The following is a 14103-nucleotide window of genomic DNA, read 5'->3' as shown; positions in this document are numbered from 1 at the left end:
CATCGATATGAGGCGCGACGGGCTCCCTCTCCTTCCAGGAGAGGGGACCCGCGCTGCCCGCGAGATGTGTGACCATCGTAGCAACAAGGGGGAGAGGGACGCGCTCTGCCTGCAAGAGACGATGTATGAATCCGGTAGCCGCCGTCAGGGCGCGCCCGTCCGCATCGTCATGTCGGGGTTGAGATCGACCCATCGGCGCGTCGCCGCCGCCTGGTAGAGCGCCTCGATCAGGCGAACGTCGCGCAGGCCCATCTCGCCGGGCGTGCGCAATTCCCCGCCCTCCGCGATGACCTGCGAGAAATGGTCGATCTCGCCGGTGAACTGAACCGCGTCGCCCTCCGCCGTCAGGATTTCGTCCGCGCGTTTGGCGTTGCCGATCACGAGGCGGTTGCCCTGGTAGGCGGTGCCGGGATCGAGGGTGGCGACCGCCTTGTCGCCCCACAGGTCGATCCGCTTCTTGTCGGCGCTGTAGCCCGACGAGACGGTGGCGCGCCGGCCCGAGGGGAAGACGAGCTGGGCCGTGAACACATCCTCCACCTCGGCGAAACGCGGATCGCCCGCCGGCGCATGCATCGAGGCGGAGACCGAGGACGGGCTCTCGCCGAAGAACCATTGCACGCCGTTGAGGCCGTAGATGCCGATATCGACGAGCGAACCGCCGCCGGCGACCGCCTTCAGCATGCGCCACTGGTCGCGGGGCTTCCCCGGTTCCAGGGGCCGGTGATGGTCGGAGGAGGCGAAGCGCACCTCGCCGAGCTCGCCCGCATCCATCATCGCCTTGGCGCGCAGGTTGTGCGGCTCCCAATGCACCCGGTAGGCGATCATCAGGCGGCGGTCGGCGGCCTTGGCGGCGTCGATCATCCGCCGGCACTCGGCGGAACTCGTCGCCATCGGCTTCTCGCAGAGGACGTGCTTGCCCGCCTCGAGCGCCTTGACGGTCAGATCGGCATGGGTGGAGTTCGGCGTGATGACGTAGACGGCGGCGATGTCGGCGTTGTCGGCCATCTTCCCCATCGAGGCGTAATCGTAGAGGCCGCCCGGTCCGATCCCATGGCGGTCGGCGACGGACTTCGCCTTGTCCGGATTGCCGGAGACGAGGGCGACGGCCCGGGAGCGACGGGCGCGCTGGAAGGCGGGCAGAATCTGGGCCTGGGCGAAATCACCGAGGCCGACCACCGCCCAGCCGAGATGCGCCTCGCGCGGCAGCGGCGGCGGCTGGTCGAGCTGGGGTTCGGGCCGACCGATCGGGGTGGTGGGGATCGTCTGCGATGCCGCGCGCTCGGAGGCGAGCGCTCCTCCGATGCCGGCGAGGGTGCCGGCCATGAACAGGCGGCGGGACGGTGTCGTGGTCGCGGCGTCGGACATCGAAACTCCGGATCCGGGAGGGATGAATCTCGCGGCCGGATCGAGAATGCCGCTGCTCGACAACGCGTGACGCTCCGATCGGATTCCATCGGAACCTGCGGTGGAGGCGCGCGGGGGGGGATTAAAACGCGAGACCCACCTCAGCGGGTCTGCGCTACAGGCGATTTTTAATTGAACGTCTTGCGGGGGTCGAAGGCGTCGCGGACGGCCTCGCCGGCGAAGATGAGCAGGCTCAGCATCACCGCCACCACGAAGAAGCCGGTCAGCCCGAGCCAGGGGGCCTGGATGTTGTCCTTGCCCTGCGCCAGCAGCTCGCCCAGCGAGGCCGAACCGGGGGGCAGGCCGAAGCCGAGGAAGTCGAGGGAGGTCAGCGTCCCGATCGAGCCGTTGAGGATGAACGGCATGAAGGTCAGCGTCGCCACCATGGCGTTGGGCAGGAGGTGCCGGCTCATGATGCGGATGTTGGAGAGGCCGAGCGCGCGGGCGGCGCGGACGTATTCGAAGTTGCGCGCCCGCAGGAACTCGGCGCGCACGACCCCCACCAGGGCCACCCAGGAGAACAGCAGCAGGATGCCCAGCAGGACGAAGAAGCCCGGCGCGATGAAGGCCGAGATGATGATGATCAGGTAGAGGGTCGGGATGCCGCTCCACACCTCGATGAAGCGCTGCAGGGCGAGATCGACCCATCCGCCGAAATAGCCCTGCACCGCGCCGGCGATGACGCCGATCACCGAGGAGACGATGGCCAGGATCAGCCCGAACAGCACCGAGATGCGAAAGCCGTAGATGACGCGGGCCAGCACGTCGCGGGTGGTGTTGTCGGTGCCGAGCCAGTGCATCTCGAGGCCCCTGCACCCCTCCCGGCCCGTGGTCTCGGCGCCATCCTGCCTCGCCGCCGCCTGGCATTGCGCGTCGGTGAGCATCCAGGTGGGGGGAGAGGGCGAGGGGGTCGGCAGCCCGTCGATGATCGTGTCGTAGGAATAGGGGATCGGCGGCCAGATCGCCCAGCCGTTCTCGGCGATCTCCCGCCGGGTCTCGGCCGAGCGGTAGTTCGGCCGGGCGTAGAACCCGCCGAACTTCTCGTCCGGATAGTCGATGAGGACGGGAAACAGGATCTCGCCCTTGTAGGACACCACCAGGGGCCGGTCGTTGGCGATGAACTCGGCGAACAGGCTCAGCGTGAACAGGGCGACGAAGATCGTGAAGGACCAGAAGCCCAGTCGGTTTCGGCGAAAGTTCGTGAGCCGCCGCCGGTTCAGCGGCGACAGCCCCCGCGCCACCGGCGCAAGGGGAGGCGGGGCGGCGACGGGGACGGCTTCCGCGGGGCGGGCGATCTCGTTCATGAGACCGCCCCTATTGGATTGTGCGTCAGCCGTCGAGACGGACGGCCGTTCCCTCGATCTCGTTGGGGCGAAGGCCGCCGGTCTTCTCGAGGTGGCGGCGCAGCAGCCGGACGTTGCGGCGATTCGCCTTGAACGCCGCATCGAAGATGTCGCCGGCCAGCGGCACGGCGCCGATCACCCCGTCGAAGGCGACGTTCATGGCCATCCGGGCGAGCAGCCATCGCGGTGCCCCGAGGCGGCGCGCCTCGTAGACGATGTAGGAGGCGAGCAGCATGCCCGCCGCATCGCCGATGATCGGAACGAGGCCGATGACGGCATCGAGCCCCACCCGGCGGTTGATGCCGGGGATCACGAACGCCGTGTCCATGATGTGGGCGAACTGCTCCAGCCGCAGCAACGCCGCCTCCCGGCTGTCGGGCTCGGCGCGGAAGCGCGTCGCCGTCGCGTCGCGCTGGCCGAAGGCGCCGTTGGGCAATTCGCGGGCGGAGAAGACGGCGTCGTTGAAGGCCATGGCGGGGCTCCGGGGGATGCGCGTCGTGGTCATGATACGGGATGTGGCCCCGCCCGGTGCCGACCGCAAGCGGCGGAAGCCCGAGACCTCCCGGCCTCACGCGGCCCGCCCCCGCATCAGGCCGGAGAGGCGCTCCAAGGCGGCGTCGAGGGTCGCATCCTGCTTGGCGAAGCACAGGCGCACGAGGTGGCGCACCGCCCCCCTAGCATAGAAGGCGCTGATTGGGATCGCGGCGACGCCATGCTCACGCACCAGGGCCTGGCAGAAGGCGACGTCGTCCGCGCAGCCAAGGCGCGGCCCCAACTCGCCGATGTCGATGGTGAGGAAGTAGGTGGCCTGCGAGGGTAGCACCGAGAAGCCGAGCCCGGTGAGGCCGGCGCTCAGCCGGTCGCGCGAGCGGGCGAAGCGCGCCCGCATGTCGAGGAAATAGGCCTCGTCCTTGGACAGGCCGTAGGCCACCGCCTCCTGGAGGTTGGGCGGTGTGGTGAAGGTGAGGAACTGGTGCGCCTTCGAGACCACCTTGAGCAGGGGAGGCGCCGCCATGACGAAGCCGACTTTCCAGCCGGTGAGGCTGAAGATCTTGCCGGCCGAGCCGATCTTCACGGTGCGCTCCCGCATGCCCTCGAACCCGATCAGCGGGCGGTGGGGACGCCCGTCGAAGGTCACGTGCTCCCACACCTCGTCGCAGACGGCCGTCACGTCGAACCGCTGGCAGAACCGTGCCAGCAGGGCGAGGTCCTCGTCGCGGAACATCGTCGCGGTGGGGTTCAGCGGGTTGTTGAGCACGACGACGCGGGTGCGATCGGAGAAGGCCTGCGCCAGCGCCGCCTCGTCGAGGCGGAAATGCGGGGGGCGCAGGGTGACGAAGCGCGGGATGCCGCCGGCCTGCCGGACGATCGGCAGGTAGGCGTCGTACATCGGCTCGAACAGCACCACCTCGTCGCCCGGCGAGACCAGGGCGAGCAGGCTCGCGGCCAGGGCCTCGGTGGCGCCCGAGGTCACCATCACCTCGGTCTCGGGATCGAGGGCGAGGTCCTGGTGGCGCGCGTAATGGGCGGCGATGGCGCGGCGCAGGGTCGGCAGTCCCATCATCGGCGGGTATTGGTTGTAGCCGTCGCGCAGGGCCTCGGCGGCCTTCTCGCGCACGTCGGCCGGGCCGGGATCGTCCGGAAAACCCTGGCCGAGATTGATCGCGCCGAGGTCGCGCGCCAGCACCGACATCACGTCGAACACGGTATTGGGGAGGTCGGCGAAGACAGGGTTCATCCGCAAAAACGCTCGTGGTCGGCGGGGCTTCGATCGGGCTCCGCCCATGGGCGGAGAGGCGTCCATCCTCGGTAGCACGGGCGTTTCGGGGCGGGAAACGCGGGAGCCGAAATGTGCGCGTTCGCACGCTCCTTGGCCCGGCGCCCCAGGTCGGGCCTGACGATTGTTGACATTCATCAGGCGTAACGTAGGTTCTGGTCATGGCCGGAGCGGTCGCCGCTCAACGGAAACACCGCCCCCTCGTTTCTGTTGGGCGACGCGCCGCTCCGGTCCGTTTTCGAAAATCTGATCCTCCCCGAGAGGAAAGCCGTCACACCGTCTCGGCGTGGCGGCTTTCTCGTGTTCCGCTTGTGCTTCGATGGTCCTCCGGGGTAGCGACCTCGCATCGGATCACGAGGACGAACCCTTTGAGCACCCGCGCCTGTTGCGCTCTCGCCCTGCTCATCGCCCTGGCGGGGGCGGGATTGCGCCTCGCCGTGCCGGTGACGCCGCCGGACGCGGCCTATCGCGCGGTGGTCGAGGCCTACCCGTCGAAACCGCTGCCCTGACGGCGTCGGGGGGGCCGGAGCGGGGCCTCGGAAACAGGCCGGAAACCTCTGCGCCGCACTGGCGTCGCAATAGTCCGGCATCTCCGGCGGCGATGCTGAGCGAACGATCGATGGGCAAGGCCCCCCGGCCAATGTGCGCAACCTCCTGCGCGGCCCTGGATCGTCGCGCTGCTGCGAGGTGGTCGCGCCCCCTGTTCCGTCGGGACTCCCGTCTCCATTTCGGTCACACTGCTTGGTGCCGGTCGGAAACGAGCGGCCGGATTGTCGAGGCATGAACGAACAATCGCCCATCCGGACCGAGACGGCCCGGGAAATCGGACCGGAGACACCGGCGCCCACGCGCCGGCGAAGCCGCGCGGGGACGTGGCTCATCCTGCTCCTCCTCCTCGCAGGGGCTGGCGCGGCCGGCTATCGATTCTATCTCGCGCCCAAGACCGCGACGGAGACCTCCGCCGACGGCACGCCCGCGCGCGGCAAGGGCGCCCGTGGACGCCCCGGCGACATGCCCCAGGCGGTGGGCGTCGCCACGGTCTCGTCCGGCGAGATCCCGGTGGTGCTGTCGGGCCTCGGCACGGTGACGCCGCTCGCCACCGTGACGATCCAGTCGCAGATCAGCGGCTACCTCATGGAGATCGGCTTTCGCGAAGGCCAGAACGTCAAGAAGGGCGACTTTCTCGCCCAGATCGACCCGCGCATCTACGAGGCCCAGCTCGCCCAGTACCAGGGCCAGCTCGCCCGCGATCAGGCGCTGCTGCAGAATTCCAAGCTCGATCTCGCCCGCTTCCAGCGCCTCAGCCTGCAGGACTCGATCTCCAAGCAGAACGTGGACACGCAAGGGGCCCTGGTGAAGCAGAACGAGGGCACGGTCGCCATCGACCAGGCCCAGGTGGATCAGCAGAAGCTCAACATCGCCTATACCCGCATCGTCTCGCCCGTGGACGGCCGGGTCGGCCTGCGCCAGATCGACCAGGGCAATTACGTCACCGCCGCCTCCACCAACATCGTGGTGGTGACGCAGCTCCATCCGATCTCGGTGGTGTTCACCCTGCCCGAGGACGACGTGGCGCGGGTGATGCGGCGCCTGCGCTCGGGCGCGAAGCTCACGGTCAGCGCCTACGATCGGGGCGACGCCAACGTGCTCGCCACCGGCACCCTCGACACGGTGGACAACCAGATCGACACCACCACCGGCACGGTGAAGCTGCGTGCGCTGTTCGAGAACAAGGACGAGAGCCTGTTCCCGAACCAGTTCGTCAACGCCAAGCTCACCGTGGACACGGTACGGGACACGCCCATCATCCCCACCGCCGCGATCCTGCGCGGCACGCCCGGCGCCTACGTCTACCTCCTCGACGGCGAGGACAAGGTCGTGGTCCGCCCGATCACCGTGGGCGAGGCCGAGGGCGCCCGCACCGCCGTCACCAAGGGGCTGGCGGTGGGCGACCGGGTCGTGGTCGACGGGACCGATCGCCTGCGCGACGGCGCCAAGGTCCGCGTCACCGAGGGCGGCAAGGGCCAGGCGCCGCCTCCCGGTGAACCCGCAGTGCCCGGCCAGCCGGCGGCGCCCGGCCAAGCGGCACCTGCAACCGACGCCACGGCCACGACGTCGACGCCCGCCGCCGGGACACCTCCCGACAACCCATCGCAGAAGCGCGAGCGCCGCAGAGAGCGGCCGGCGGCGCAATGAGCGCCTTGTCGCCTATGACTGACGTGCTGTTCGACGCATCCATGGGCGCACCGGACGTCACAGTGATCCGCTTCCTGGCGAAGGCTTGGCCGGATCGCACGGTTAGCGCGGGTCCCCTCTCCTGGAAGGAGAGGGACAGGGTGAGGTGCGTGGACTTTTCGGAGGTGTCGCACACCTCACCTCAACCCTCTCCTTCCAGGAGAGGGAGTTCGTGGCGCTTCACGCCGACGGTTGGGCAGGTCCGAGACCCGGTGGGGGGAGGGCTCGCCCCATGAACCCGTCCCGCATTTTCATCCTGCGCCCGGTGGCCACCACGCTGTTCATGCTGGCGATCCTGCTCGTCGGCATGGTGTCGTACCTGAACCTGCCGGTCTCGGCCCTGCCGTCGGTGGATTACCCGACGATCCAGGTGCAGACCTTCTATCCCGGCGCCAGCCCGGAGGTGATGACCTCGGCGGTGACGGCGCCGCTCGAGCGGCAGTTCGGCCAGCTCGCCAACCTCAACCAGATGACCTCGCAGAGCTCGGCGGGCGCCTCGGTCATCACCCTGCAATTCAGCCTCGATCTCGGCCTCGACATCGCGGAGCAGCAGGTCCAGGCGGCCATCAACGCGGCGGGCAACCTCTTGCCCTCCGACCTGCCGGCGCCGCCGGTCTACGCCAAGGTCAACCCGGCCGACGCGCCGATCCTGACGCTGGCCCTGACCTCGACGACGATGCCGCTCACCGAGGTGCGCGATCTCGCCGAGACGCGGCTCGCCCAGAAGATCAGCCAGGTCTCCGGCGTCGGCCTCGTCAGCATGGGCGGCGGCCAGCGCCCCGCCGTGCGTGTGCGCTTCAACTCTCGGGCGCTCGCCGCCTACGGCCTCAACATCGACGATCTGCGCACCACCATCACCAACCTCAACGTCAACACGCCCAAGGGCACGATCGACGGGCCGACCCAGTCCTACGCCATCAACGCCAACGACCAGATCCGCGACCCGAAGGCCTACGAGCAGGCGATCATCGCCTACAGGAACGGCTCGGCGGTGCGGCTCTCGGATGTGGCCGACGTGGTCAACGGCCCGGAGAACACCAAGCTCGGCGCCTGGATGGACGAGACGCCCGCCGTCATCCTCAACATCCAGCGCCAGCCCGGTGCCAACGTCATCGCCACGGTGGACAAGATCAAGGCGCTTCTGCCCCAGCTCCAGGGGACGCTGCCCGCCGCCGTCACGGTGACGCCGCTCACCGACCGCACCACCACCATCCGCGCCTCGGTGCACGACGTGCAGGTGGAACTGGCCCTGGCCATCGGCCTCGTGGTGCTGGTGATCTTCCTGTTCCTGCGCAGCCTGTCCGCGACCCTGATTCCGAGCCTGTCGGTGCCGCTCTCGCTGATCGGCGCGCTCTCGATCATGGACCTCTACGGCTTCTCCCTCGACAACCTGTCGCTGATGGCGCTCACCATCGCCACCGGCTTCGTCGTCGACGACGCCATCGTGGTCATCGAGAACATCGCCCGCCACGTGGAGGAGGGCGATTCGCCGATGGAGGCGGCCCTGAAGGGCAGCCGCGAGATCGGCTTCACCATCATCTCCCTCACGGTCTCGCTCATCGCGGTGCTGATCCCGCTCCTGTTCATGGGCGACGTGGTCGGGCGCCTGTTCCACGAATTCGCGATCACGCTGGCCGCCACCATCGTGATCTCGGCGGTGGTATCGCTGACCCTGGTGCCGATGCTGTGCGCGCGCCTGCTCAAGCACGCGCCGGAGGCCAAGCGCCGGGAGGGTGTCATCGCCCGCGCCGGCCGGCGGGCCATGGACGGGGTGATCTCCGGCTACGGGCGTATGCTGCGCATCGTCCTCAACCACCAGGGCCTCACCCTCGTCGTCACCCTCGCCACCATCGCGCTCACCGCCTACCTGTTCGTGGTCATCCCCAAGGGGTTCTTCCCGGTCCAGGACACGGGCGTGATCCAGGGCGTGACCCAGGCCGACCAGACCGTGTCCTATGCGGAGATGGCGGACCGCCAGCAGCAGCTCGCGCGGATCGTCCTGCAGGACCCGGACGTGGCGAGCCTGTCCTCGTTCATCGGCGTCGACGGGCAGAACGTGACGCTCAATTCCGGCCGCTTCCTCATCAACCTGAAGCCGCACGAGGGCCGCGCCACCGACGCCGGCGCGATCATCCGCCGCCTCAAGGAAGCGACGCGCGGGGTCGCCGGCATCCGGCTCTACATGCAGCCGGTGCAGGACCTCACCATCGATACGGCGGTGAGCGCGACGCAGTACCAGGTGATCCTGGAGAACCCGAACCTCTCCGAGTTCGAGACGTGGGTGCCGCGCTTCGTCCAGGCGCTGCAGCGCTCGCCCCTGCTGTCGGACGTGGCCAGCGACCTCCAGGGCAACGGGCTGGCCGCCTACGTCACCATCGACCGGCCCACCGCCGGCCGCTACGGCATCACCCCCGCCACCGTGGACAACGCCCTCTACGACGCCTTCGGCCAGCGCATCGTCTCGACGATCTTCACCCAGTCGAACCAGTACCGGGTAATCCTCGAAGCCGATCCCGACCTGCACAAGACCCTCGACAGCCTCAACGGCATCTTCCTGCCCTCCTCCACGGCGGCCTCGGGGCAGGTGCCGCTCTCGGCGGTGGCGCGGATCAGCGAACGCCGGGCGCCGCTCCTCATCAGCCATCTCGGCCAGTTCCCGGCCACCACCGTCTCGTTCAACCTCGCCGAGGGGGTGGCGCTGGGCGATGCGGTGAAGACGATCGAGGCGGCGCGCAAGGAGATCGACCTGCCGCCGAGCTTCCGCGTGGTGCCGCAGGGCTCGGTCTTCGCCTTCCAATCGGCGCTCTCGAACCAGCTCTTCCTGGTGATCGCCGCCATCGTCACCGTCTATATCGTGCTCGGCGTGCTCTACGAGAGCTTCGTCCACCCGATCACGATCCTCTCGACCCTGCCCTCGGCGGGGATCGGCGCGCTAGTCGGCCTGATGCTCTACGGGCTGCCGCTGGACATCATCGGCGTCATCGGCATCGTGCTCCTCATCGGCATCGTGAAGAAGAACGCGATCATGATGATCGACTTCGCCCTCCAGGCCGAGCGCGAGGAGGGGATGGCTCCGCGCGACGCGATCTACGAGGCCTGCCTCCTGCGCTTCCGCCCGATCCTGATGACGACGCTGGCCGCCCTGTTCGCGGCGGTGCCCCTCATCCTCGGCACCGGCGTCGGCTCGGAACTGCGCCAGCCGCTCGGCATCGTCATCGCCGGCGGCCTCATCGTCTCCCAGGTCCTGACCCTGTTCACCACCCCGGTGATCTACCTCGCCTTCGACCGCCTGGAGCGGCGGTTCAAGCGCGGCGGCGGGGCGAAGACGGTGGGGGTGACGCCGTGAGCCGGGAGTTCGCCGCCGCTCTCCCTCCCCCCCCTGCGGGGGAGGGTGGCCCCCGAAGGGGGTCGGGAGAGGGGAGCCCGGTTTCCGGATCGGACGCGAAGAGCGACGAGGGGCGCACCCTCGTCAGACCCACTCCCCATCTGCGCGCGTTCGCCCGCGAGCAACGGCGGCTCCGTACCCTCGCCGAGGATGCGTTCTGGCAGCAGGTGCGCGGTGGCCGCTTCCGCGGGCTCAAGTTCAGACGCCAGGTTCCCCTGCCGCCCTACATCGCCGATTTCCTCTGCGCGTCCGCCCGTCTGATCGTCGAACTCGACGGAGCCCCGCATGACGAGGACGCGCGCCGTGATCGCGATGCCGCGCGCGATGTCTGGCTGCGGAAGCAGGGCTTCGAGGTTCTGCGCTTCCCGAATGACCGTGTCCTCAGCGATCTCGTTTCGGTCCTCGACACGGTCGGTGCGACCGTCGCGGCGCGGCTCGCTCGCGCCGCGTCCGGCCGCGTCGCTCCCCTCTCCCGACCCGGCCTGACGGCCGGGCCACCCTCCCCCGCAGAGGGGGGAGGGAGTATGCGCCCGGCCCCCCGCCCATGAACGTCTCCGAACCGTTCATCCGGCGCCCGGTCGCCACGACGCTGCTCACCATCGGGGTGTTGCTGGCGGGGATCTTTGCGTTCTTCAAGCTGCCGGTGGCGCCGCTGCCCCAGGTCGATTTCCCCGTCATCCTGGTCCAGGCGCAGATGGCCGGGGCCTCGCCGGAGACCATGGCGACGACGGTGGCGGCGCCGCTGGAGCGGCGGCTCGGCATCATCGCCGATGTGGGCGAGATGACCTCCACCAGTTCCGTCGGGACGGTGCGGATCGTCCTGATGTTCAACCTCAACCGCGACATCGACGGGGCCGCCCGCGACGTCCAGGCGGCCATCAACGCCGCACGGGCCGACCTGCCCACCGCCCTGCGCTCGAACCCCACCTACCGCAAGTTCAACCCGGCCGACGCGCCGATCCTGATCCTCGGGCTCACCTCGAACACCCTGTCGCCGGGCCAGCTCTACGATTCCGCCGCCACGGTGGTGCAGCAGAAGATGTCCCAGCTCCCCGGTGTGGGGAATGTCGATATCGGTGGCTCGTCGCTGCCGGCGGTGCGGGTCGAGCTCGATCCCACCGCCCTCTACCATTACGGGATCGGCCTCGAAGGGGTGCGCGCGGCCCTGGCCTCGGCCAATGCCAATTCGCCCAAAGGCGCGATCGAGACCGACACCCGCCACTACCAGCTCTACGCCAACGACCAGGGCCGGGTGGCGGCGGATTACCGCGACATCGTCGTGGCCTACCGCAACGGGGCGGGGGTGCGCCTCACCGATGTGGGCAAGGTCGAGGATTCGGTGGAGGACAAACGCAACCTCGGCCTCGTCAACGGCCGGCCGGGCGTGATCCTGTTCATCTATAAGCAGCCCGGCTCCAACGTGGTCGATACGATCAAGGCGGTGGAGGCGGCTCTGCCGCAGGTGAAGGCCGCGCTGCCCGGCGACATCGACCTCACCGTCACCGGCGACCGCAGCGCCACCATCCGCGCCTCCCTCGCCGAGACCGAGGAGACCCTGGTCATCGCCGTCGTCCTCGTCATCGGGGTGGTGTTCGCCTTCCTGCGCTCGTGGCGGGCAACCCTGATCCCGGCGGTGGCCGTGCCGATCTCGATCATCGGCACCTTCTCGGCCATGTACCTCCTCGATTACAGCCTCGACATCCTGTCGTTGATGGCCCTCATCATCGCCACCGGCTTCGTGGTCGACGACGCCATCGTCGTCCTGGAGAACATCCAGCGCCATGTGGAGCTCGGCAAGCCGAGGCTGGAGGCCGCCCTCGTCGGGGCGAAGGAGGTCGGCTTCACCGTCATCTCCATGAGCCTGTCGCTGATCGCGGTGTTCATCCCGATCCTGCTGATGGGGGGGATCGTCGGGCGGCTGTTCGAGGAATTCGCCGTCACCCTGTCCCTGGCGATCCTGATCTCCCTGGTGCTCTCGCTCACCACCACGCCGATGATGTGCGCCCTGCTGCTCAAGCGCGAGGGCGGGCATGGAGGCGGCGGGGGCGGGAGCGGCGGGGAGACGCGCTCGAACCTCCTCATCCGCGCCCTGGAGGGGGGCTTCGCCGGGACGCTCGGCGCCTACGAACGCACGCTGCGGGTGGCGCTGAACCATCGCCGCCTCGTCCTCGCCACGCTGTTCGCGACGATCGGGCTCAACGTCTACCTCTACATCATCGTCCCCAAGGGCTTCTTCCCCGAGCAGGATACCGGGCAGATGATGGGCGGCATCCAGGCCGACCAGCGCATCTCGTTCCAGGCGATGAAGCAGAAGCTGGAACAGGCCACCGCCATCGTGCAGGCCGACCCGGCGGTGGACAGCGTCGTCGGCTTCACGGGCGGGCGCGCCACCAACTCGGCCAACGTCTTCGTCGGCCTGAAGCCGCGGGGCGAGCGGGTCTCGATCACCGAGGTGATGACCCGTCTGCGCCCCAAGCTCGCGCAGGTGGCGGGCGCCCGGCTGTTCCTGTTCCCGCGTCAGGACCTGCGCATGGGCGGGCGCCAGAGCTTCGCCCAGTACCAGTACACCCTGCAGGGCGACACGGCCGACGAGCTCTACGCGGCGGCCCCCCGGCTCGTGGAGGCGCTGCAGAAGAACCCGGTCTTTTCCGACGTCACCTCCGACCAGCAGGAGGGCGGGCTCGAGAGCCGCCTCGTCATCGACCGGGCCACGGCCTACCGCTACGGCATCACGCCAGACAAGATCGACAACACCCTCTACGACGCCTTCGGCCAGCGGCAGGTCTCGACGATCTTCAACCCGCTCAACCAGTACCACGTCGTGATGGAGATCGCGCCGCGCTACCTGCGGAGCCCGGAGACCCTGAAGACCGTCTTCGTCTCGACCTCGGGCGGCAAGGCGCGGGGCTCGGCCGTCACCAACGCGGTGGCCGGGACCGTGGCCGGGGCTGCGGCGACGGGAACCACGGCCTCCACCATCGCCGCGGATTCCGCCCGCAACGCCGCCTCCAACGCCATCGCCGGCGGGGCGGGCGCCTCGTCCAGCGCGCCCGTTTCGAGCGCCAAGGAGACCATGATCCCGCTCTCGGCCTTCGCACGGGTGGAGACCGGCAACGCGCCCGTGCAGGTGAGCCACCAGGGCCTGTTCGTGGCCACCACGATCTCGTTCAACCTGGCGCCGGGCAAGAGCCTGTCGGACGCCACCGCCGCCATCGAGGAGGCCGAGGCGGCCTTACGCCTGCCGGCGACGATCCACGGCGAGTTCGCGGGCGCGGCCAAGACCTTCCAGGCCTCGTCCTCGCGCCAGCCGCTGCTGATCCTGGCGGCGCTGGTGGCCGTCTACACCATCCTCGGGATCCTCTACGAGAGCTTCGTCCACCCGGTGACGATCCTCTCGACCCTGCCCTCGGCCGGCATCGGCGCGCTGCTGGCGCTTCTCGTCTCGGGCACGGAATTCACCATCATCGCGCTCATCGCGGTGTTCCTCCTCATCGGTATCGTCAAGAAGAACGCCATCATGATGATCGACGTGGCGCTGGACGCCGAGCGCACCCGCGGGGCCACGCCGAAGGACGCGATCTTCGAGGCCTGCCTCTTGCGCTTCCGGCCGATCATGATGACAACGCTGGCGGCCCTGCTCGGCGCCCTGCCTCTCATCCTCGCCGGGGGCGAAGGCTCGGAAATGCGCCGCCCCCTGGGCATCGCCATCGCCGGCGGCCTGATCGTGAGCCAGATCCTGACCCTCTACACCACGCCCGTCGTCTACCTCTATCTCGACCGCCTCCGTCGGCGGCGCCCGGCCTTAGGCGTGGTTCCGGGCGCGGCCGAATGAGCGTGGGCGGTTTGACGGACAGTCGCATGAGCAGGCTCGGCGCTTCCCTTTCGAGCGGGAGCGCGCCGCTCTCAGATGACGGCGCAGGTCCCCTCTCCTGGAAGGAGAGGGACAGGGTGAGGTGCGT

9 protein-coding genes are annotated in these 14103 nt (G+C 69.0%); 5 read left to right on the top strand and 4 right to left on the bottom strand.

The features are described from left to right. Positions 1-144: 144 nt before the first annotated feature. The 4 genes from K368_RS0104085 to K368_RS0104070 all read right to left on the bottom strand — a co-directional run bounded on the left by K368_RS0104085 (position 145) and on the right by K368_RS0104070 (position 4485). Complete coding sequence (locus K368_RS0104085; RefSeq protein ID WP_027171270.1) at positions 145-1365, bottom strand: Gfo/Idh/MocA family oxidoreductase; 1221 nt, start codon at positions 1363-1365, stop codon at positions 145-147. A gap of 167 nt (positions 1366-1532) precedes the next feature. Continuing rightward, positions 1533-2708 (bottom strand): ABC transporter permease, encoded by a 1176-nt coding sequence (locus K368_RS0104080; protein ID WP_027171269.1) that lies wholly within the window; start codon positions 2706-2708, stop codon positions 1533-1535. A 25-nt stretch (positions 2709-2733) separates the two neighbouring features. Beyond that, entirely contained in the window at positions 2734-3219 is a 486-nt protein-coding gene (locus K368_RS0104075; protein ID WP_027171268.1) for a DUF4112 domain-containing protein, read from the bottom strand. 96 nt (positions 3220-3315) lie between these two features. After that, on the bottom strand, positions 3316-4485 hold the full coding sequence (locus tag K368_RS0104070; protein ID WP_027171267.1) for an aminotransferase: 1170 nt from the start codon (positions 4483-4485) through the stop codon (positions 3316-3318). Positions 4486-4892: 407 nt separating this feature from the next. Here K368_RS0104070 and K368_RS26995 point away from each other — a divergent pair, with 407 nt between their 5' ends. The 5 genes from K368_RS26995 (at position 4893) to K368_RS0104045 (ending at position 13976) form a co-directional block, all read left to right on the top strand. Further along, the gene (locus K368_RS26995) at positions 4893-5033 is read left to right on the top strand and encodes a hypothetical protein (protein WP_197030979.1); all 141 of its coding nucleotides are present in this window, start codon (positions 4893-4895) and stop codon (positions 5031-5033) included. Between the two features lie 271 nt (positions 5034-5304). Beyond that, positions 5305-6720 (top strand): MdtA/MuxA family multidrug efflux RND transporter periplasmic adaptor subunit, encoded by a 1416-nt coding sequence (locus K368_RS0104060; protein WP_027171266.1) that lies wholly within the window; start codon positions 5305-5307, stop codon positions 6718-6720. 271 nt (positions 6721-6991) lie between these two features. Continuing rightward, positions 6992-10105, top strand: coding sequence for an MdtB/MuxB family multidrug efflux RND transporter permease subunit (locus tag K368_RS0104055; RefSeq protein WP_027171265.1), 3114 nt, complete (start codon positions 6992-6994; stop codon positions 10103-10105). Then, on the top strand, positions 10102-10692 hold the full coding sequence (locus tag K368_RS23900) for a DUF559 domain-containing protein (protein ID WP_245259496.1): 591 nt from the start codon (positions 10102-10104) through the stop codon (positions 10690-10692). Before K368_RS0104055 ends, K368_RS23900 begins: the two co-directional genes overlap by 4 nt. Next, positions 10689-13976 carry an efflux RND transporter permease subunit gene (locus K368_RS0104045; protein WP_027171263.1) on the top strand — a complete coding sequence of 1096 codons (3288 nt, stop codon included), beginning with the start codon at positions 10689-10691 and terminating at the stop codon, positions 13974-13976. The genes K368_RS23900 and K368_RS0104045 overlap by 4 nt, the downstream gene beginning before the upstream one ends. Positions 13977-14103 lie beyond the last annotated feature (127 nt).

Source organism: Methylobacterium sp. 10, assembly GCF_000519085.1.
Classification (GTDB): Bacteria; Pseudomonadota; Alphaproteobacteria; order Rhizobiales; family Beijerinckiaceae; genus Methylobacterium.
This window is presented reverse-complemented; position numbering and strand designations above follow the sequence as displayed.